This is a genomic window from Psychrosphaera sp. F3M07 (genome assembly GCF_018860345.1).
Taxonomy (GTDB): Bacteria; Pseudomonadota; Gammaproteobacteria; order Enterobacterales; family Alteromonadaceae; genus Psychrosphaera; species Psychrosphaera aquimarina.
Genome location: NZ_JAHKPJ010000011.1, coordinates 59,252 through 81,874, shown reverse-complemented (window position 1 = coordinate 81,874; position 22,623 = coordinate 59,252). Strand labels below are relative to the sequence as shown.

General features: G+C 36.9%; 19 protein-coding genes. 16 read left to right on the top strand and 3 right to left on the bottom strand.

All coding sequences use genetic code 11. The features are described from left to right. Positions 1 to 50: 50 nt before the first annotated feature. The 5 genes from rppH to KO505_RS04005 all read left to right on the top strand — a co-directional run bounded on the left by rppH (position 51) and on the right by KO505_RS04005 (position 5,890). Positions 51 to 644, top strand: coding sequence for an RNA pyrophosphohydrolase (rppH, locus tag KO505_RS04025; RefSeq protein WP_216054159.1), 594 nt, complete (start codon positions 51 to 53; stop codon positions 642 to 644). Between the two features lie 57 nt (positions 645 to 701). Next, positions 702 to 2,984 carry a phosphoenolpyruvate--protein phosphotransferase gene (ptsP, locus tag KO505_RS04020; protein ID WP_216054158.1) on the top strand — a complete coding sequence of 761 codons (2,283 nt, stop codon included), beginning with the start codon at positions 702 to 704 and terminating at the stop codon, positions 2,982 to 2,984. Positions 2,985 to 3,099: 115 nt separating this feature from the next. Beyond that, positions 3,100 to 3,864, top strand: coding sequence for a sulfite exporter TauE/SafE family protein (locus KO505_RS04015; RefSeq protein WP_216054157.1), 765 nt, complete (start codon positions 3,100 to 3,102; stop codon positions 3,862 to 3,864). A gap of 75 nt (positions 3,865 to 3,939) precedes the next feature. Then, positions 3,940 to 4,743, top strand: a complete 804-nt coding sequence (gene lgt / locus KO505_RS04010; protein WP_371819949.1) for a prolipoprotein diacylglyceryl transferase — start codon at positions 3,940 to 3,942, stop codon at positions 4,741 to 4,743. A 295-nt stretch (positions 4,744 to 5,038) separates the two neighbouring features. Further along, entirely contained in the window at positions 5,039 to 5,890 is an 852-nt protein-coding gene (locus KO505_RS04005; protein WP_216054156.1) for a thymidylate synthase, read from the top strand. A 112-nt stretch (positions 5,891 to 6,002) separates the two neighbouring features. On the opposite strand, the gene KO505_RS04000 is transcribed toward KO505_RS04005, so the two are convergent. Further along, on the bottom strand, positions 6,003 to 6,989 hold the full coding sequence (locus KO505_RS04000) for a two-component system response regulator (protein ID WP_216054155.1): 987 nt from the start codon (positions 6,987 to 6,989) through the stop codon (positions 6,003 to 6,005). Positions 6,990 to 6,999: 10 nt separating this feature from the next. Continuing rightward, positions 7,000 to 10,314, bottom strand: coding sequence for an MHYT domain-containing protein (locus tag KO505_RS03995; RefSeq protein ID WP_216054154.1), 3,315 nt, complete (start codon positions 10,312 to 10,314; stop codon positions 7,000 to 7,002). A 254-nt stretch (positions 10,315 to 10,568) separates the two neighbouring features. On the opposite strand from KO505_RS03995, the gene KO505_RS03990 reads away from it, so the two are divergent. The 11 genes from KO505_RS03990 (at position 10,569) to KO505_RS03940 (ending at position 21,827) form a co-directional block, all read left to right on the top strand. Next, entirely contained in the window at positions 10,569 to 11,183 is a 615-nt protein-coding gene (locus tag KO505_RS03990; RefSeq protein WP_216054153.1) for a FlgO family outer membrane protein, read from the top strand. A gap of 8 nt (positions 11,184 to 11,191) precedes the next feature. After that, the gene (locus KO505_RS03985; RefSeq protein WP_252731636.1) at positions 11,192 to 11,926 is read left to right on the top strand and encodes a FlgO family outer membrane protein; all 735 of its coding nucleotides are present in this window, start codon (positions 11,192 to 11,194) and stop codon (positions 11,924 to 11,926) included. Positions 11,927 to 12,135: 209 nt separating this feature from the next. Then, positions 12,136 to 12,906, top strand: a complete 771-nt coding sequence (locus KO505_RS03980) for a hypothetical protein (RefSeq protein ID WP_216054152.1) — start codon at positions 12,136 to 12,138, stop codon at positions 12,904 to 12,906. A gap of 14 nt (positions 12,907 to 12,920) precedes the next feature. Further along, complete coding sequence (locus KO505_RS03975; protein ID WP_216054151.1) at positions 12,921 to 13,547, top strand: hypothetical protein; 627 nt, start codon at positions 12,921 to 12,923, stop codon at positions 13,545 to 13,547. Positions 13,548 to 13,787: 240 nt separating this feature from the next. Next, positions 13,788 to 14,534, top strand: coding sequence for a hypothetical protein (locus tag KO505_RS03970; RefSeq protein ID WP_216054150.1), 747 nt, complete (start codon positions 13,788 to 13,790; stop codon positions 14,532 to 14,534). Positions 14,535 to 14,543: 9 nt separating this feature from the next. Next, the gene (locus KO505_RS03965; protein WP_216054149.1) at positions 14,544 to 15,296 is read left to right on the top strand and encodes a hypothetical protein; all 753 of its coding nucleotides are present in this window, start codon (positions 14,544 to 14,546) and stop codon (positions 15,294 to 15,296) included. 4 nt (positions 15,297 to 15,300) lie between these two features. Continuing rightward, entirely contained in the window at positions 15,301 to 18,663 is a 3,363-nt protein-coding gene (locus tag KO505_RS03960) for an SPOR domain-containing protein (RefSeq protein WP_216054148.1), read from the top strand. A gap of 1 nt (position 18,664) precedes the next feature. Then, on the top strand, positions 18,665 to 19,165 hold the full coding sequence (locus KO505_RS03955) for a hypothetical protein (protein WP_216054147.1): 501 nt from the start codon (positions 18,665 to 18,667) through the stop codon (positions 19,163 to 19,165). Position 19,166: 1 nt separating this feature from the next. After that, positions 19,167 to 20,345: a hypothetical protein gene (locus tag KO505_RS03950; RefSeq protein ID WP_216054146.1), complete on the top strand. Its 1,179-nt coding sequence runs from the start codon at positions 19,167 to 19,169 to the stop codon at positions 20,343 to 20,345. A 359-nt stretch (positions 20,346 to 20,704) separates the two neighbouring features. Further along, a complete protein-coding gene (locus tag KO505_RS03945; protein ID WP_216054145.1) occupies positions 20,705 to 21,370 on the top strand; it encodes a sulfotransferase in 666 nt (221 codons plus the stop codon). Positions 21,371 to 21,464: 94 nt separating this feature from the next. Further along, positions 21,465 to 21,827, top strand: a complete 363-nt coding sequence (locus KO505_RS03940; protein ID WP_216054144.1) for a sulfotransferase — start codon at positions 21,465 to 21,467, stop codon at positions 21,825 to 21,827. A gap of 34 nt (positions 21,828 to 21,861) precedes the next feature. On the opposite strand, the gene KO505_RS03935 is transcribed toward KO505_RS03940, so the two are convergent. After that, positions 21,862 to 22,494 (bottom strand): FlgO family outer membrane protein, encoded by a 633-nt coding sequence (locus KO505_RS03935; RefSeq protein ID WP_216054143.1) that lies wholly within the window; start codon positions 22,492 to 22,494, stop codon positions 21,862 to 21,864. Positions 22,495 to 22,623 lie beyond the last annotated feature (129 nt).

Here is a 22,623-nt window from a genome sequence, read left to right as displayed (position 1 = left end):
TTTGTGGAAGAATCAAAGGATATAAAAAAGTATAATAAACAGGTGAAACTGTGATTGATGCCGAAGGGTTTCGTCCCAACGTTGGCATCGTGATTTGCAACCATAAAGGTCAAGTGTTTTGGGCTCGTAGATACGGCCAACATTCTTGGCAATACCCTCAAGGTGGGATTGATGAAGGTGAAACACCTGAACAAACCATGTACCGAGAGTTAGAAGAAGAAGTAGGGTTAAAGCCGGATGATGTTGAGATTCTGGCAGTCAGTAAAAACTGGTTGAGATACAGGTTACCTAAACGACTTATTCGTCGGGAAAGTATGCCGGTATGTATTGGCCAAAAACAGAAATGGTTTTTACTGCGCCTTCGTTGCAAAGAATCCGATGTAGATTTATTAAAAACCTCCCATCCTGAATTTGATGATTGGAGATGGGTAAGTTATTGGTATCCAATTAGAAATGTAGTTTCGTTTAAACGGGATGTATATCGCAGAGCAATGAAAGAATTTGCTAGTATTGTGATGCCTTTTGTTAAATCAAACGCGGGTAAAGGTGATTTTGGTGGTCATAAACCAGTAAGTCACAGGCATAAACGCCGTGGCAATAAATCAACTTATAATAGGAATAATCAAAATAAACAACGTGGATAGTTTTCGACTTGTTTTCACTAACAGCGTAAAAGTCCTTGGGATTGTTGATAACAAATTATGTTAAATGATCTAAGAAGTATTACTCATTCATTTGTACAGGAGCCATCTTTAGAGGTGGCTCTTGCATCTCTAGTAACCGACATTAAACGTGTGTTAAATTCAGAATGTTGTTCTGTATATTTAGCTGAATCTGAACAAAGCATTTTAAGGTTACAAGCCACCGACGGATTAAACCCGGATGCAATTGGTGTTACCACCATGAGCTTTGACGAGGGATTAACGGGCTGGGTTGCGCAACGTGAAGAGCCTATCAAGATCCACAATGCCAAGCGTCACCCAAGATTTAAAAACTTTCCGGATGTACAAGAAGATAACTTTACCGCTTTTTTAGGTGTGCCAATCATCCATAGACGTCAAGTCTTAGGTGTTATCACAATACAACAATCCCAAGCCCGATTTTTTGATCAAGAAGAAGAAGCTTTTTTAGTGACGCTCAGCGCGCAATTGGCATCGTCAATTGCCAATGTCAGTGTACGCATGAAGTCTTCATCTCCATATATAGAACATGAAAATAACGCGTTAGTATTAAAAGGGGTATCCGGTTCAACAGGGGTTGGCATTGGTTATTCTTATTTAGTACAAACAGAAATTGATTTATCAGACGTTTCTTTACGCAAAGTGCCGAGCGCTGATATTGAGAAAACTCGTTATTTTGAAGCCGTAGAAGCAACCCGAACTGACATTAAACTTATGTCGGAACGCATGTCGACACACTTACCTCCGCAAGCGCTTGCTATTTTTGATATGTATTTGCAATTGTTGGAAGCTGCAAGTTTAGGCAACGAAATAGTAGCTAAAATTAATGAAAGCTGGTGTGCGGTTTCAGCCCTTAAAATAGTGGTTGAACGTTACATTTCTGAATTTGAAAAAATGGAAGACCCTTATATAAGGGAACGTGCCGTTGATGTAAAAGATTTAGGCCGGAGATTACTTAAACATTTAACCAATGCTTCATCGCAACATAAAACGATTCCTAAAGCCGCAATTATCATTGCCGAAGAAGTGACCGCTTCTATGCTGGCTGAAATACCAAGAGATCAGATCAAAGGTATTGTTTCAATCAAAGGGGCTGAGAACTCTCACGCCGCCATTATGGCAAGAGCATTAGGCATTCCAGCCGTGATGGGTTTACGCGATGTACCCTTATTACAACTTGATGGTGTTGATATTATTGTTGATGGTTACAACGGCCAAGTTTTCATTTCGCCCGTTGAAGCCATAGTAGAAGAATATAAAAATTTAGAGTCGGAAGATTTAGAGTTTGCTAATCAATTAAAAGTTGAAGCCGACGAAGTTGTTCAAACCGCAGACGGCAAGCGTATTTCCTTGTATATAAACTCAGGAATGGGTTTTGACGGTGAATTTGCAGAACAAGAACACATTGAAGGTATTGGATTATATCGTACTGAATATACCTTTATGATGCGCCAGCGTTTTCCATCGGAACAAGAGCAACAATTGGTTTATCAACAAGTGCTTGGTGACTTTTCAGAAAAACCAGTGGTAATGCGCACCTTAGATGTTGGTGGTGATAAACAATTACCATATTTTCCAATAATCGAAGATAACCCATTTTTGGGGTGGCGTGGAATTCGCCTAACCCTTGATCATCCGGAAATATTTCTAGTACAAATACGGGCAATGATAAAAGCCAATGTATTTACTGACAATTTGCATATCATGTTACCAATGATCTCTGATATTGGTGAAGTTGACGAAGCAAGACGGTTATTTAATCAAGCTTATTTTGAAGTTCAAGATGAGCTGCAAGAAGCTGATGCCGCGGCGATTGTACCTAAACCTAAGTTTGGTGTGATGTTAGAAGTACCTTCTATGCTGTTTCAATTAAAACAGCTGAAAGGCAAAGTTGATTTTTGTTCAATTGGTACCAACGATTTAACACAATATTTATTGGCGGTTGATAGGAATAATGACAAGGTTGCAAACCTTTACGATGCCTACCATCCAACGGTGCTTAATGCGATTAAGATGATTGCTGATGTAACCAAAGAAATTGGTATACCTTGCAGTGTATGTGGTGAGTTAGCTGGTGATCCAGGTGGCGCTATGTTACTTGCAGGGATGGGGTTTACTCAACTTAGCATGAATACGAAAAACTTATTAAGAGTGAAATGGGTATTGAAAAAATCAAACTCAGAAGACTTGAAAGAGCTAGCGGATGATATCTTAAATTGCACTCGACCAGATCAAGTGAAGTTCAGAGTGAACCGATACATTCTTAATATTGGTGCTGCAGGTATATTACGAGCAGGTAAATAAAAGAAGTTTTAATTAACCGTCATTATGTTTAACCCTAATTATCGGTTAGTTATATCAATATAGGCAGTACAGTCATTTGTTAGAAATATTATACATCGCCCCTATTTTAGGAATAATGGCAGGATTTTTATCTGGCTTGTTAGGCATAGGAGGAGGGATCGTATTAGTACCTGCTTTGTTATATTTGTTACCGCTACTACCACAAGTCACATCAGATAATATTGCTATTATTGCGGTGGCAACTTCCTTATTAACCATAGTGGTGACTGCATTTTCGTCTGCCAGAAGCCATTATAAAAGAGGGAATGTTCATAAAAATATTACCTTACCCATTGCTATCACTGTGGCATTGAGTTCTGTTATAGCACCTTATATTGCAATATGGATGGGCAGTTCATTATTAACCTCTGTGTTTGCCATATTACTGTTTGTATTAGCCATTCAAATTGCCACGGGCAGTAAAACAAATCCTGAAAGCGACAACATCCCGTCTACTAACGTTTTGGCGTTTGGTGGGTTGTTCACTGGCTTTTTAGCTGCAATTGCTGGGTTAGGTGGCGGAGCGATTTTAGTACCGTATTTAACGGTTGTCGGGGTCAATATCCGCAAATCAATTGGCGCTGCTGCAGCATGTGGAATGATTGTGGCCATGTTTGGCTCAATTGGGTATTTCATCAGTGGTTATGGGTGGACAGACAGCAGTGAGTTTGTTGGATATGTACATTGGCCAACGGCGCTGATGATCATGTTATTTTCTTATTTTACAGCGCCTTTAGGTGTTAAAGTCGGGCAAAAGTTAAATCAAGCACAGTTAAAGAAAGTATTTGCTGTGTTTATGATGTTAGTTGCAACTAAATTGTTGTTCGACCAACTAACGTAATCAGTTTGTTCGTAGTTTAAACATAACACCGTCAACAAGTTGATGGTGTAATTTATTAAAGTTGAGGTTATATCCGTGTTATCAGATCCTATAATTTTTCCTGCAATCGACCCAATTATTGTGTCGTTAGGGCCCGTTGCTATTCGTTGGTATGGCTTAATGTATTTAGTGGGATTAGGTTTTGCGTATTGGTTAGCCATGCGAGAAGTGAAAGCCAAACGTTCGCCATTTAGCGAACAACAAGTTAGCGACTTAATCTTTTATGGGTTTATGGGCGCGGTACTTGGTGGTCGACTTGGCTACGTGTTCTTTTATCAATTTGATTTATTCCTCAAAGACCCGTTGTATTTATTCCAAATCCAACAAGGTGGAATGTCATTCCACGGTGGTTTATTAGGTGTCATATTTGTTTTAATACTGTTTGCCAGAAAAACCAAACTTACCTTATTTCAAATTGGTGACTTTGTTGCCCCGCTTGTACCAATTGGTTTAGGTGCAGGGCGATTTGGCAATTTCTTAAATGGTGAGTTATGGGGCAGAACCACAGATGTTCCTTGGGGAATTGTATTCCCTGGCGCAGGCCCATTGCCACGTCATCCGTCACAGTTATATGAGTTTGTTTTAGAAGGCATCGTTTTATTTATTATTGTCTTTTGGTATACCCGTTCTAAGCGTGCAGTAGGTTCTGCTGGTGGGTTATTCTTATTAGGATACGGCTGTTTCCGCTTTATTGTTGAGTACTTCCGTCAGCCAGATGATCATTTAGGATTATTAACCTTAGGTATGTCGATGGGACAATGGCTGTCACTGCCTATGGTATTTGCTGGAGCGATCATAATGGCGTTAGCGTTTAAGCTAGATAGCAAAAAAGCACAATAGAATTAAGTTATGAGGTATGAGCTTCGAGTTTCGAGCTGCGAGTAACGAGCTAAAAGCAAAAAGTTAAAAGCTAAAAGTTAAAAGCTAAAAGCTAAAAGCTAAAAGCTAAAAGCTAAAAGCGACATATAAGCTATTTATCGTTGCAAAGACTGATAATAAAATTAACTTTACGAAACTCGAAACTCGAAACTCGAAACTCGAAACTCGAAACTCGAAACTCGAAACTCGAAACTCGAAACTCGAAACTCGAAACTCGAAACTCGAAACTCGAAACTCGAAACCAGGAATTAAACACATGAAACAATATTTAGAGTTATGCCAACGTATTGTTGACGAAGGCACTTGGATTGAAAACAAACGTACTGGTAAACGTTGTTTAACGGTTATCAATGCAGAATTAAATTATGATGTTGGTGCTAACGAGTTTCCAATGATCACCACGCGTAAGAGCTATTGGAAAGCGGCGATTGCTGAGTTACTTGGTTATATTCGTGGATATGATAACGCGGCGGATTTTCGTTCTATAGGTTGTAATACGTGGAATGCCAATGCCAATGAAAATGACGTTTGGCTGAATAACCCACACCGAAAAGGTGAGGATGATATGGGCAGAGTTTATGGCGTCCAAGGCCGTCGTTGGGCTAAACCAGATGGTGGTTTTGTTGATCAACTTAAGAAGTTAGTTGATGATCTTTCTAACGGAATTGATGATCGCGGTGAAATTTTATCTTTTTATAACCCAGGTGAGTTTCATATGGGATGTTTACGTCCTTGTATGCACACACACACATTCTCGTTATTAGGCGACACCTTATATTTAACCAGTTATCAGCGTTCGTGTGACGTGCCGTTAGGGCTTAATTTCAATCAGGTGCAAGTATTTGTATTATTAGCTCTAGTTGCGCAAATAACGGGGAATAAAGCTGGTAAAGCTTATCACAAGATAGTGAATGCTCACATTTATGAAGATCAACTCGAATTGATGCGTGACGTTCAATTAAAACGTGACCCTTTTCCGTCACCAAAGTTAATTATCAATCCAAAGATAAAATCATTAGAAGATTTAGAAACTTGGGTAACTATGGATGATTTCGAAGTAGAAGGGTATGAGTGTCATCCACCTATTGCGTATCCATTTTCGGTATAACGTAAGCGTAAATCCCTTTTGACATAAATAAACCAATACATATAAAAAAAGGCAAAAACACAGGCATTGTTACAAGGGCCATGGATTTGCCTTTTTTATTGGAAAAATTTAGTTATTCATCTTTCCAGCGTTGTTTAATTTCTAGCATTTTATCTAGTTCCTGAACAAATAAACTAACCAGCTCAGGATCAAAGTGTTTCCCACTTTCATTTTGTATTAACTCTACAGCCCTTTCTATTGACCAAGCGTCTTTATATGGTCGAACACTCGTTAAGGCATCAAATACATCAGCGATTGCAACGATACGGCCTTCAACTGGAATATCTTTACCGGCTAGACCATTTGGGTAGCCGGTACCATCCCATTTTTCATGGTGGGTTAGGGCGACTACTTTGGCTAAACTGATCAAGTCTGAGTCATCGTCCCCTAAAATATGAGCGCCAATAACGGGATGCGTTTTCATCACATCAAACTCTTCGTCAGTTAACTTGCCTGGTTTAAGCATAATGCTATCTGGAATGCCTATTTTTCCTAAATCATGCATAGGTGCTGCATGAAGTAAATCGTCAGCCCGTTGTTCTGAGAATCCATAAGCAAGCGCCAGAACCTGAGAATAATGACTCATGCGCATTACGTGCATGCCTGTTTCATTATCTTTGTATTCCGATGCATGCCCTAAGCGCTGTATGACTTGCAGACGAGTTCGTCTTAATTCGTCGGCTTGCACAAGTGATAAATGCGTCGCGACTCGAGCTTTAACTACAGGGGCTGATACTGGTTTGGTTATGTAGTCAACTGCACCAAGTTCTAATCCTTGAGCTTCATCATCATGATCGTTCAATGCCGTCACAAAAATAACGGGTATTTTTGTGGTGACAGGGTCGGCTTTCAGTTGCTTACAGACTTCTAACCCAGTTATATCAGGCATCATAATATCTAATAGTATTAGATTTGGTTTTTTATCGTGTGCTAAACGTAATGCTTCTTGACCGCCTTTAGCAAAAATCAATCGATAATCTTGTTGTAAAATCTGTTTTAAAACGCGTAAGTTAGCCGGTTCATCATCGACAATTAAAATGGTTGCTTGTTTGTTTTCCATTACTTTACCTTCACTTACTTTCTAGGCGTTGTTTAAGCGCTACTATATGCTCCAGAGCATATTCAAATTCAAAATCATTTAATGCGTTATAAATTTTATTTATATCGCTACGGTATTCGGATTCACTGTATGTTAACAGTTCAGCGAGATCAGTTTCTTCAGCTTCATTTTCTTGCGCCTTTGTGTGTAGCTGATTGAGTAAGCTGATTAACGCATCTTGATCAACTTCAGAAAATGTTGCCACATTTTGATCGTTATTTTTCCACGAGTTTACTTTGTCGGTTAACTCGGTAAAAACAACATCAATAGTTTCATAAACAGAAATACATTGTTCTGGGTGGCTGCTGACGACAGATTCAAGTTGCGCAAAAAGACGTTGTAATTTTACTAAGGCTAAATTACCACTCACACCTTTTAGTGAATGGGCAACGGCCGTTACTTTGTCCCAGCTTTCAGAAACTATTATTTGTTTTAGATCCGTAATTGCAACACTTTGACTATTTATAAAGCTTAATATTTGCTGATAATAAGCATCTAAACTTCCCCACAGTGCTTCACCTTTAGTCTCATCCATTAATAAATCGGCCTTGTTATTATCAACCGTAACAGGAGACAGTTCGACATCAATGTCTAACACTCGAGCAATTTCATTACTTAATAAAGTGTAATCCACCGGTTTATTTGCAAACCCTTGCATGCCTGATTGTTCAGCCGCTAATTTGTCGTCTAATAATACACTTGCGGTTAACGCGATTATCGGCATTTGAGGGAGTTGATGTTGTTTTTCGTATTCACGTCTTTGTTTAGTGGCATTTAAGCCATCTAAGACTGGCATTTGAATATCCATTAATACTAATTGGATTTCTTTGCAATCAGACATACGTACTAATGCTTGTTTTCCGTCTCGGGCGGTCACAACGGTATGGCCATCTCGTTCAAGTAACAAGGTTAATAAGTCTATATTTTGTTGGATATCATCCACCACTAATATTTTTAATGGCGGTAACTTAACCTGAGTGACTTGCTGTTTTTCAACTTTGTGTTTGACTTGTGGTAACGGAAGTTCAAAGTAAAACTTAGTACCAACATTAAGTTCGCTCTGTGCATTTATTTCCCCACCCATTAATTCAACAAGTTGTTTACTAATGGTGGTCCCTAAGCCCGTTCCGCCAAAACGTCGACTCATGGATGCATCGGCTTGGGTAAAGGCTTCAAATACAGATTTAAGCTGTTGCTCGTCCATGCCAATACCAGTGTCTTCTATTTCGAACCTTACATTATTATCACCAACAGGGTATACCGAAACCGTCACTCGGCCTGACTCGGTAAATTTAACCGCATTACCAATTAAATTCGTTAATACTTGTCGTATGCGTTCAGGGCTACCTAAATAAAACCCGTTTAGTTTGCGAGAAATGTCGGCATTTAGCTCTAAACCTTTATTTCTGGCTTGTAACCATAATGTAGAGATGACCGCATCGACTTCTTCTATTAATGAAAATTGTCTTAACTCAAGCTCTAACTTACCTTTGTCGAGTTTTGCACTATCTAAAATATCGTTTAATAAATGTAATAATGATTTAGAAGCATTGTTAATAACATTCATGTGTTTAAGCTGGTCGGGTTTTAGTTCTGTTTCTAATAAAATGTCACTAAAACCAATAATGGCATTCATTGGCGTTCTAATCTCATGGCTCATATTTGCCATAAACGCGGCGCGCGCTTCTGCTGCTTCTTCTGCTATTTCTTTGGCTTCTCTGAGTTGTTGTTCCATATTTTGACGCTCAGTGATATCCATAATGAAACCGTCTAACCAAATCTCTCCGGTTTCATCGTCGGTAATATGATTACCAAATTCCATCATCCAACGAATATCACCATTTTTAGTGATAATTCGATATTCTAGATTGAACATTTGATCCACAACTTGGTTCGAAGAAATCAAATCGACATCGTCAGGGTGGAATAAATCCGAAAAATTACGTTTGTTATTAGGCGGTAAAAAGTCCTTAGCTGGATACCCTGTAATTTCTTCAACCGCATCACTGATAAACAATAAAGGCCAGTTTTTTTCGTTTAAACAACGGTAAGCAATGCCTGGAATATTACTAATTAACGATCTGAATTTAGCTTCATTTTCACGAAGGGCTTGTTCCATCTCAATCCGCTGACGAATGTCGGACATAAAGCCAACAAAAAAACTATCTTTTTCTAATTTCACATGGCCAATGGCTAATCGTATATCTATCAAGGTGCCATCTTTATGCAGTGCTTGCACTTCTCTGCTAGCGCCAATGATTTTTGCTTCGCCGGTTTTCAAATATTGATTGATATAACCGTCATGTACATCATGATGTGGGTTAGGCATTAACATTTTTACATTATTGCCAATCAATTCTTCAGGTTGCCAACCTAGTAATGTTTCGGTGGCACGATTTACGTTTTCAATAATCCCTTTGCTATTTATGCTAATAATTGCATCAACCGCTGTATTCATCATAGAACGCAATCTATGCTCACTTAAACTGGCTTGGCGGGATATATCACGGTATTTGTAGATCACATTAATACATAAAATAAGTGTGATGATCACGATAGTAGTAATGGAAACCACTAGCGCTAAATAAAAGGACATTTCACTGGTTTGGTCGCCAAGTTCTAATCCAGGTGGTTTAACAAAACGAGCAGCAGCCATGCCAGTGTAATGCATACCCGCAATAGCAAATCCCATTACGACACTGGCAACTAAATTAGCTTGCCAACCTTTTTGTCCCCAGATTTTTAACAAACCAGTACGGATCCATAATGACAACATAGCAAAGGTAACGGCCACTATTATAGATAAGATAAAAATAGATAAATCATAACGAAGCAAAGGCGCCATTTGCATTGAAGCCATGCCGGTATAGTGCATAGCACCTATTCCCGAACCAACCAACACGCCTCCCCATATAAGAGGTTTGATACCATTGGTGTGTTTTTGTATATGATTTAATGCAACAAACGATGCGGCTATGCCTGGCAACATAGAGAATAAAGTTAATGAAACGTTATAATCGACCACGGTACATAACTCAAACGCTAACATACCAATAAAATGCATAGACCAAATACCACCACCTAATGCAACACTACCACCTAATAAGGTAATATTCCTACGTACGATGGAAATGTCTTTGGCTTCTTGAGTCGCCAGTTGCAACCCCATAAACGATGACAAAATGGCGATAAACAAGGACAAAGCAACCATTGCTTTGTTGTGAGTGCCATAAATAAGAATGCTGTCTGGGGAGATGGAGAAATAAGCTAAAATCTGATCAAGCATATGAATTGAAGTCTTCGTTTATTTAACAGAATGAAACATAATAACGAAACTTTGCATTATTCACTATAAATGTATGGCTTATTTTTCAGCAATTGCTTAAAAATAAGCATAAAAGTGTAATTAAATTACTATTGTATAAAATTGCAGTGAATCCTCAGCGCTATTATAAATAGGGCATGTTCCAACCATCGCCAATTTTCTGGCACTCTTATTGCTAATTCAAATCAGATTATTTAATTAATAGATGAGTGATTATGAAATACTTATTCATAATACTAGTTACTGTGTTGGCTGGTTGTACAACGATTTCTGATGAAGTAGCGTCGTTTCAAAAGAAACAAATTGAGGTTCTAGAGCGTAAAGGTTATGAACCTGAAACGTTAGAAGGAACGTTACATCAAAGCGTAGAAAGAATGGCGAGACAGCTATTTGATACGTCGATCGGCTTGGATGTTCACAGTCCGGTGGTAGTCGGCACATTTTTGCCAGTGTCTAATTTAGAACACGAGAAAAACTCAAATCTGCAAAGAATAGGCTTACAAATTCAAGAGAGTTTTATCACTTTATCTACTCAAGCGGGCCTTAAAGTAATTGAACATAGAGCGTTACCATCAATCATGATGACACCAAATAGCGACGTCATGTTATCTAGAACGCAAGTAATGCAAGATCAAAAAATCAATGCTGAGTATATGTTAACAGGTACTTATAGCATTCAACAAAACTCACTTATGGTGAATGCACGATTAATCCGAATTGAAGATAAAAGCTTAGTTGCAGCGGCTACTGACTATATAGCTACCAATAGTATGTGGAGTCATTCAAAAGTTCAGCTAAACGATAACCAAATTTACCGTGGGGAATACTAGGGGGTATTATGAAAAAATTAATTATAGGTAGTATTGCACTGTCGTTACTAAATGGCTGTGCATCATTAGATAAATGGACAGACTTCGAAGATCAACAAGTGGAAGCATCAATTAATAGTGGTGCAAGTCAACCCGAAACAAATAAGATCAGCTTATTAAGATCCGCTGATCCTCTTGAAAATAGCGCTAACTTTCAAAACCAATACCAAGATAAGTGGAGCTCAAGTTCTAACGGACAAATGGGCAGTCACAACGGACAAGCCGCTAATACAAAAAACGTTAACCATTATGTTAGAGGGATCATGCAGGATCTTTTAACTAACCTGCAATACGTTAATGCCTCAACGCCAATGGCCGTGTCTAGTTTTGTCTTTTTAGACAGTAACTACCAAAGTGCTTCTCTATTAGGCAATCAAATATCTGAAGGTTTTATGCATGAGGTTCATAAATTAGGGATCCCCGTTGTTGACTTTAAAGCAACAGATTACATTAGGGTTACGCCTGGTGGTGATTTTGTACTGAGTAAAGATTACATAGATCTTTCCCCAGACATTCCAATTCGTTATGTATTAACCGGCACTTTAGTGAGACATCAACAAGGAATTATGGTCAACGCTAGAATCGTAGGTATGGAATCAAAAGCAATTGTTGCCAGTGCACAAGGATTTATCCCTAGTGCCATCAGTAATCACATTATGAAAAGCAATAACAACGACGGTATTCCAGTTTATACCGCACAGTAGATAAAAAAGGCAGCTGATATTAGCTGTTTTTTTTTATCTAAATAATTATAAGTCCATGTTAATTAAGGAAAAAAATCATATTTTAAAAAAAAGGGAAAAAGATCTAAAGCTTTTATTTAACGAGTCGATACATTAAACATGTTAGAAATGTTAAATAGTAATTTTTCTATCTAGGTCATTACTAAAATAAATCATGTAGGAGGGTTGTTATGCAACCAAAATTTAAAATGAAAAAGACGCTAGTAGCAAGTGCCTTAATATTAGGCTTGGGTAATGCCTTTGTTGCTAGTGCAGATACATTTACTATGACAGCAGGAGCTGTTTCAGACGTAACTATTACTCAGCACGCAACGTTAGGTGATGCTAGTATATCTTTTGGTGATAAAATAAAGTTAAACCCAGGCAATGGTGATGAGTGTATACTTGTTGGTGCGACCAATGCTTTTGAATCTGAATTAGGTATCAACGTTGATGGTGACGCAACTAATACTAATAATGCTGCAACTGTTATTACAGCAACAGGTGTTATAAATGATACTGCTGGAACACCAGTAGCACACCGTCCAGGTGATATTGCTAGCACTTCAACAGGTTGCTTAGGCGACGATGATTCAGCTGATAGTTCAGGTTCTTATATGGTGTTGGAAGTAGACGGTGTAGCTGGGTCAACGGTATCTGTTGATATTCCAGATGTTGTCGGTACAGGTTGGACGTATAAAGCTGGTGACCAAACTTGTGTGGTTGATTTTGATGGTACCGCAACTGCTAGTGCAGACTCTTGTAAAGATTTTGACGGGGTAACTTCAGTAACTGGTGTTGGACTATCAATCGGTACTGGTGATAATGAAAATGGTGCAGACGCTGAGGATAATACTGGTCAAACACATATATTACTTGCTGGTATTTTAGAGTTTGATGGTACTGCAATCCCCGCTGGTGCAGTTTCTGACTCGATTGTAGTTACTGTGACATACGAATAAGGTAGGAGAATAGAATGAAAACTCTAAATGTAATTAAGAAAAGTTTACCATTAGTATTGGCTGGTTTAACAACAAATGCGTTAGCTACTGATTTCACAACTACCTTATCCTTTGATACGTTAGCTGAAATTACTCTAACTGAAATCAGACCTGTAGCATTTGGTCCAGTTCTAGCTTTAACGCCTGCGGCTACTTGTACGCTAGACCCTGTAGGTGCAGGTACAGAAACATTATCTGCAGCTCAAATAGGTGTAGGTACGCCTACAGGTTATACGGCCTCAGGAGAACTAAGCGCAGGGTGTGGTGATCCTGATGCAAATGGTCAAGCTGGTATTATTGAAGTTTCTGCATATGCTGATGCGGGTGTAACGGTTGAAGTTATTGCAGGAACGGCAAATGATATATCATTTACACCTGACGCTTGGGTAGCTGATTTTACAGCAAGTGATACAGCGACTTTTGATCAAATAACTAACGGTGTAGGTTCTGGTCAAGATGCTCAAGTCTCTCCTGACTTAACAGCTAATTTACCAGCAGGTCGCACTCGTATTATTGTTGGTGGTTCAATTCAAAATCAGGTAGCGTTAACAGCCGATGGTGCTTACACTGCAGATTTTGATGTAAACGTTATTTATCAATAAAGTGAAGGACAGTGAAACTATATAGTTTTTATTAGTTTCAGTTTTTTAAGCAAAAAGCCAACGATGGAAATCGTTGGCTTTTTTGTATTTTGGAAGTTTAGTAGTAGCGTATCATTACAGGACTTTTCGTCCATATCATACATTCCGTTCTTCTTTTCCCTATCTTTATAAAACTGGTCTTTAATTTGCATTAAAGTGGTATGGTAAGACTCCATTAAATTATTTGAGGATTAAGGGGTTATGAAGTCGATAATTATTTTTTTGTTAGTCGTTTGCGTGTCAAATGTGAGTGCTGCCTCGCTTGGAGCATTCCGAATTTATCTTGATGAAGATAATCGCCATAAGAAGTTTCCAATAAGGAACAGCTCAAATACGCCTGAAGTTTGTGAAATAAAATTTAATAACAGACGTTATGATGGTATTGGTGGTGTCAAAAAACTAACAGTTGAAGAGCAAGAGCAATTATCAAAGGCACCGTTAGATAGACTTAAGTATTCTCCTAAAACGTTCATGATTGACCCAAACTCTACCCGTTATATTTCATTTTCATATAGACGAGTTCCAAATGATAATAGTAACGAGCTTCGTACATATGCTGTTTTTTCTTGTCGTAAACAACAGTCTAGTGTTGAAGGTCAGGGGGTATTCAGTGCTTTGCTTGATTTAGCCGTACCTGTTGTGATCAGAACTGGTGACAGTAAAGACTACTCGGTCGATTTGAGTTTAGAAGTAGATAAGCGTACCAGTGAAAAATTCACCGTTAACCTTATTCATAATGGAACCCGCTCAATATACGGTGACGTTTATCTTGTTAATGAAGATGGTGAGCGTTTGTTGAAATTGAAAAAAAGTGCTGTGCTCTATTCAGATATGAAACAGTTAAACTTATCTATCCCAGCTGAATATAGCTCTCATAAAGGTATTGCAATTGAGTTTGAAGAAACCGGCCCCTATCAATTAAAACAAACATTTAAGCTCACAATCTAGGAAAATCTAATGTGTAGAAAGTCAATTTTATTAAAGTTATTTGTTATTGCATTGACGGTTTTTGTTAGTGCCGATGTTAAATCGGTTACTGTTACAGAAACACGATTGTTTTTATCCCCAAAGCTTAAATTCACTTCGATGAGTGTTATTAATTCCGATGATAAACCGTTGAACTGTGTAATTGAAGTAAGAAATTTAGATGTAGCGAATGGGAAGTTAGTGTTAGCTACAAGTGGTGAGTCTAATAATCCTAGTCCGGAAAGAATGGTTAGATTAGCGCCCAGTCGATTTAAATTGGGGGTACGAAAGGTTCAAGAATTTAGGGCTATATATCGTCGTAAGCCTGGAGTTGAAGATGGAGAATACATAGGTGCGGTTGCAATTATTTGCAAAGAGGAAAGTAACGAATCGCTAGAAAAAGTTAAGATCACACCGACACTCGTTCAGAATATTCCTTTAATAGTGCGAACCGCCGAGCTGAAGTCAGAAGTTAGTTTTGCTAATGTAACAAAACAAGGTAATAAAGTTTTTGCTGAGATGATTGTGTCAGGGCAGCGTTCTGTGACTGGAGATGTCACTATCGGAAGTCAGAAAACTGGTGCGGTTATTCGAGAGCTAAAAAAGATTTCTCACTACCCTGGACAGGGAGCAAAGCAATTAGAGTTCGATTTAGAGTCTGAAACTGATATGCCATTGAAGGTTATGTTTAATGAAATAAAAGAGTCAGGGAATATTAAAGAAGAATCACCCATAGGCAACTAATATTATGAAATCAATTGTAAGACTCTTTTGTATATTATCTTTATTATCATGTTGGCAAGCTTTTGGTGCGACGCTTAGCAAGTTAGATGATAATGTACTGAATAGCGCAGAGTTTTATTTATTTGATATTAAAGATGGAGGGGCTAATGTCGCTCGGGCCATTGATGCATATGTGGTAGACGGCAGCACTTATATTGCTGTCACGCCGATCCTAGATAGTTTGCGAATCAAATATATTTTAAATAATGGTCAATTGCTTATTACATTTTCTGATAGTGAAACAGAGGTATTATTAAAAATCGAAAATGAGCCCCTATCAGATCAAACTGGCTTATGGTTCAATGATGGGATATACACTTTTATTCCATTATCGTTATTAGAAGAAGTGTTAGAAACAACTGCTACGGTTAGCACTCAAAAATTAACACTAGATTTTAACGGGCATACAGAAGACTTTCCTTATAAAAAAATCAAATTAAATAATAAACAAAGATCAATTAACGAATACCTTGTTGGCAACAATAGCTCTGACGCTAACGGTACAGGTAAGAATGCCGTTATTACGGTGCCTGATAAATACAGTTTATTTTCAGTACCAACGGGGACTGCGGTAATTGATTACAGAAATAATGATACCGGTAATGAGTACTTAACAGGCAGTTTACAGTCGGTATCTGACTTGGCTTACCATTCTACCCTGATCACTTTAACAAAAACAGAAAACGAGCTTTTTTCCCATACCAGATTAAGTCGCTATCCATCTCATCAAGGAGAGAAATTTTTTGGCATTTGGGATCAATATAGCTTTGGGGATATTTTCAGCCGAGCCGCGTCTTTATCAAACGAAGAAAGTCGAGGTTTAGGTATTAGCCTTTCTCGCAATGCCAGTAGAAATTACCATGAAAATTTTACAACAAGTTTCGAGAAAGTTGGTCGACCTGGTTGGGAAGCCGATATATTTCATAATGATGTTTTTATTCGCTCTATTGTTATTCCAAATGATGGAATCATTGAATTTGAAAATGTAGAGCTTTATTACGGTAATAACGAGTTTAAAATCGTTATGTTCGGTCCCTATGGTGAACGTGAAGAGCTAATTGAAAAAATAGAAGCGCGGAAAACGGCGTTGGCCAAAGGCGATAAATCATTCAACTTAAGTTTGTTTGAGTATGAAAGTTCATTATTAGACGTAAATTTAGATGAGTTTAATATAGATGCGGTCACAGGTGCGTTTCAATATGGGGTACTCGATAGTTGGTTACTTGGTGCACAAGCTAATATCAGCAATCTACATGATGAAAACCAAGGTGTTTCTTATCGAATTGTCAACCAAGTGAGTTTACCTGACTGGTATATTAGTAACACAGTTAATTTAGTGGAGAGTAGTTGGGAGCAAACTTCGAGCATTGCCACTTCCATTTTACCCAATGATAGCCTTATATTTCAGTATAAATCAGACAGTGGTGCAAATTTTGATTTAAATTCAACTTACAACTTAAGAACTGGAAGTATTACAAACTACTTTAACTATAACCATTTGGAAAGAGATAATAGCGTTATCAAGTTATTTACTCATCGGATAAATTTCGCTGGATTTGGTTATAATATGTCTAACTCTTTAACCTTCAAGGATGATAATGGAGAGGAAGCGCAGTTAGGTAACCTTAGTCTGGTTTCTAGACTTAATGCTAATATGCGTTTTAAAGTTGATGTGCCATATAACATTAAAGAGCTTAATGAATTCAATCAAGAGTCAATATCTGCTTCGTTTCATTATTACGTAAGAACTGAGTCCACCAATCAAAACCTTCAATTATCCGGTCGCTCTTTTGGTAACGAAAATATTTGGCAATTAGGATATAACCTAGCTTGGAAACAACCAACCCACTTTTTCACATTCGGTACTACATATAGTTCTACTGAACAATGGAATGCCAGAGCGGGAATTTCGTTCAACTTCGGATATGATTATTACAACAATCAATTAGTCTTCAGCCAAAACTCTATGAGAGGAGCCGGAACATTAGATGTTCATGCGTATTTAGATCGTAGATTAAACGGTATTCCGGATGCATTGGACTACAACCTTGAAGGCGTTTCGTTTACAGGAGAAAAGGGGTGGGAAAATGTCGAGACAAATGAAAATGGGAGAGCACTTTTGTTTGGTGCAAGACACGGAACAACCGCACTGAGTGCAAATTGGGTATCAGGAGCTGATACGTTAAACCAAGATTATTTGATATATAACCACCCAGGCTCACAGCAAGTCATAAATTTACCATTTTACTTGAGTACCGAAGTGGAATTTTTTGTTCTCTCTAGCTCAGAGGGTGGTTATAGAGAACTTTCTGGTGTGCCTATTGTGGCTAAGAATTTAGCGACTGGGGATGAATACTTTGTCGATTCGGATATGGATGGATATGTTAATTTTTACAATTTAATGCCAGGTGAATATGAACTGTACATTGAAAAGGACTGGTTACTTGAGCAAGGTTATAACTCTGGCTATAGAGGTTTTAGCTTTGAAGCACCTTTAACTGGTGGTTTTGTTTTGTTACCTAATATTGAATTAACAAGACAAAGTGGAATTGCTGCACATAATGCACCGTTATTAGAGGTTCAATTAAACGAAGACAATTATGAGCAAACTGTTGAAGATAACGATAAATTGATTCACTTACCGCCAAAAGGTGGATTTAAAGCTCCGTATCTTTCTGATCGTTTAGGAGAGGGAGAATTTCGCCGAATTAGACAAAAAGTAACTCAAGAAAATAGAATAATGCTTCGGAATCGCATTTTGAATGCTCAAAAGCACCGTGAGTTTTCAAATTATGGTGTAGACAAAGGAGCAATAAATCAAATAGATGGAATGTCACAACCCACAAACTTCCTTCTCTCTGTAGGGAATTTTAAAACATTGCTAAGTTTAAAAAGATACATCAAAGCCCAGGGGATCGTGAATGACAAAATACATCGAGCTATGAATGAAGAAGGCGATGTTGTATATAGGTTTGAGGTGGGCACTTTTGAATCGGAAATTGAAGCAATTGCGGTTGGTGAGGCTAACTATTCAAGCTTAGGTTATCGTGTAAAAACTCAAGTAGCAGAGGAATACATATTGCAAGGTTGGAAAGTACAGTTTCTTGCTGCGAATAGTTTAGAAAATGCTAAACAATTGGCTGAAGGCATAGAAACAGTGGATGAATTATACGTTGCAACGAAAATTGTTGGTGAACAATCGTTGTATTGTGTTGTTAGTCGTACATTTTTTACTAAAGAAGAAGCTGACTTGTTTCTACGGCAGCTTAATGTTGATGGTTTTTTAGTAGATACTAACAATTACCTAGAAGTCGTTTGGAGTAAATAGTATGCGTATTTTTGACAAGTCGTTTTTTGTAATTTGCTGGTTTATATTGATTATTTCACCGTTAAGTTATGCAGCAACTATGGTACAAATTGATGAGATAAATTTTGGTCAATTACTGCCTGTGGCAGGTGGTTGTGAAATGGATTGGGATACCGGAAATATAGTATCAATAGGTGTTGGTAGTTTATGTAATAGTAACCCAGTGGGAACCCCTGGCCATTATAGATTGACAGTTAACCCAAATGAAAATTATCAAATAAGAGTGGATAGAAGAGAAGAAGTGGCTAATGACGGTATAACATACCAACCTAAGGGACGATTTATATCGGACCTAGAACAGGTAGACCTGATATATAACCAGTTTGTTACTATTAATAGTGGAGCATCCGGGATTATAGATATTTATTTAGGTGGGGTTTTATTTGTTGCAGACAGATTAAACGGAAGCCTGTCATATGAATTAAACGATGCCATATTGATATATTATAATAAGGTGACTTAAATTGTATAAGTTAACTATTGTTTTAGTATTCTTCCTTTTGTTATTAGGGTGCCAAACAAAATTAGACAAAGCGGGTTATCGTCATGCTGCAGATATAACAGCCTGGAGAGAATTGGCTAGATATAGCAATATTGAACTTAGCTATTGGGGGTTAACTATCACCGCTAACATACAAGTAGTGGAAGGGACTGAAGGGCTGGAATATGAACTCAAAAATATTAAATTATCACCAATTAATGGTAATTCAGATTTAGACTTATTATCTTCACAGTTTATGACAAGGTTCGCTTGTAAAGACGACTGCAAGTCACTTTCAAAATATAATACAAAGGAACAGTTCTTAGGTAGTTTATTATCTAATTTCTTTGAACAACAAGAAGGACAGTTTTTTCGTTTTTATGGACGTTTAACTCAGCTCAGTGATCACATGAATTTATTAAAATCTGAATCACCTTCAGAAACTAAAAAATATTTAAACTGGATTGTTGAGAAAAATGAATCATTTAATTCATTAGGTGAATTTATTGGGTATTTTGAAGAAATGTTAGAAGCTGACAAATTTATTACCTTTATCGAAAATAGCAATATCTTCGAATCAGGTAATAGATATGAATTGGACAGTTATCCTAATGATGGCATTAATCAAGAGACTGCGATGACTGATATAAATGATCTCCCTTATCGAGAGACTGTGATGAATGATATAAATGATCTCCCTTATGGAGAGACGGCGATGACTGATATAAATGATCTTCCTTATCGAGAGGGCTCAAATGGTATACCTAACGGTATTTTAAATACTAATTTTTCAGTAGAAACCCCTTATAAACAAGTAATCCAATCTCTAATTGAACAAGAAGAAAGTAAATTACCTCATTCTTATCAAAAGCAGCAAACTTGGTTATTTGCTAAAACTAAGAAAATTAACGAAGGCGATTGGGTCTGTACTTTTTCAGACAATAGTTTTGGAGTCGTGAAAGTTATTTCAAAAGACACTGTGTTGCTTAAAATACATGGACAAGCAAGGCATATTATTGATGGGGTTAAATTAATGCCTTTAGCGGGGCATTTATTTTCAGAGAATAAGGATTTTTATTTTATTAAAAAACAATTAGAGCAATCATACAGGCTATCTGATGTTGCCCCATGTGGTATTGACTATGTGCAATATAACAATTAGTTAAAAATATCTACCTTAGTTTCGTACTAATAGAATGTGATCCCCAAATAACCTCTACAAGTTAAAAATTTGATTGATGAAACACTGATAAAAATGACTCAATAGTTTCAGTTACAATATTAAAAGCATATTGTGAAATTTGTTGGAAGGTTCAGATTTTAAAACACTAGAAATGATGGCATCTAGACTTTTAACTTTAGACGGTTTTTGTCCGCGCTTACTTAAAGTAATTATAGTGTAATTTAGCAGTTAAAAAATTTATTAAATCTAGTTCATTAAAGTATGCACAGGAGTACTCATTACACCTAAATACACTTCATGAAGGTTACATTGTATACATCGTACTTTTATTTATAGAGTTGAATGAAGTAAAAGAAGCAGAAGCTGTAATTCTACAATTATATGCGAAATATGAAGCTCATACTTGGTTTAAAATACTTGTTGCAAGTCTAGCTCTAGCAAATAAAGACTATAATGAGGTCATAAAGCTATTAACTGGACAAAAGCAAGATTCGATATCTAATTGGTTCCACCCTCAATTACTCCATATAAAATTACTTGCACAGGCTCATGAGAAATTAGGAAACTATGATATTTCGTTTGAACTCTTCAATAAATTAGCCAAGTTCAATTTAGAAAAGCATAACTTTACGGACCGAATTGATCAAATTAAACAATATGACTCTATTTATTTAAAAGACTTAAAGAGGACTGAATATACTCAGCAATCAATTGTATTTATGATTGGTTTTCCTAGGTCAGGCTCAACACTTTTAGAAACGATGTTAGGTACACATCATAGTATTGTTACTTTGAGTGAACCTTTAACTATAAGTAAAGTAATAGAATCAGCTAAAAATATAACAAATCAAGATTATCCTAAATGCCTAACAAAATTAAATACAACAGAGTTAATACATCTAAAAAAAGTATACTTTGATGAAGTTGAAAAAATAATAGGGGATACTTATAAAGGCAAAGTATTGATTGATAAAATGCCGTTAAATATAGGACATTTACCATAAATAAATATGTTATTTCCAGAAGCGAAGTTGATTGTAAATATAAGGCACCCTTTAGACGTAGTGATAAGTAATCTCCAACAAGATTAATTATAGTATGTCTTTTCTGTTTTCCATAGAAAGTATAGCAGAGCGTTATGCGCAAATTTTTGAATTTTATGAGCTTAATTGTCGTGAGTTTAAGCTCGACAAAATCGAAATACGTTACGAAGATTTGATTGAAAACTTGGATATGGAATTGACTAAGTTGATGGCGTTTTTATCACTTGAAAAAGATTCTAAATACAAAGATTACCAAAAGCATGCTAAAAATAAGGTGATAAGCACGGCTTCAAAAAACCAAGTTTCAAAGAGTTTATATCAAACTTCTCGATATAAGTGGGTCAATTATAGAAAACAAATTCAACATATAGTCCCTACTTTAGAAAAGTATATTTTTAAATTTAATTACGAGGCTTAGTTCTAAGTCTAGATAAACCTCGTATTTATTATATTTACTGAATTAAAGTAGGCACTAATTTTGATGCTGATGCAATGACATTGTTTGTTGATAACGATACAATACGAGAATTGATAATTATCCCGCTTTTATTTTCTATTAAAGTCCCTGTTAATACATAACCTATATTAAGATCTGTTTTTAATTCATGTATTCTTCTAGACATTGCTAAGTCACCGTTAGGAGTGACTTGAATAAAACTTGTAACTTTGTAATCACTTACAGGTATTCCAACTCCTTTTAATTCATTAATAAAATACTCACTGACTTGATTCCCTAATAAGGTTGTATTATTGAGTGTAGAGTCAAGTGTTACAAATGAAGTCACTGCGACTGGTAAAGTTAAATTTTGCGACAACTTACTTTTCAACTCCATTGCCATTTGTTCAACATACTCGCTAAGCTGTACGAAGTTAATATTTGATTTAAATAAAGTTGGATCTTGAGCTTTTTCAGGGGAAGATACTGAATTGTTCCCGGACGTATTAAATGTTAGATGTGAAGAAAGTTCGCGGCAGTCCATGACTTCACCTTCATCACTAAAACAAATATTTTCTTCAGGCAGGCCTTTCGACGCGCACCCCAATATTGCTAGCGTTATAATAGATAAAGGTAAAAGTTTATTCATAATAAGTTCCAAATGCTGAAAATTCATCTTAAATAAGCAATATTCTAGCCAAACTAAATGTTTTTTAGCGTGTTTATTTTCATACCATAGAAGTGTATTGTCCTACGTGAGAAATATAAATTCAAATAA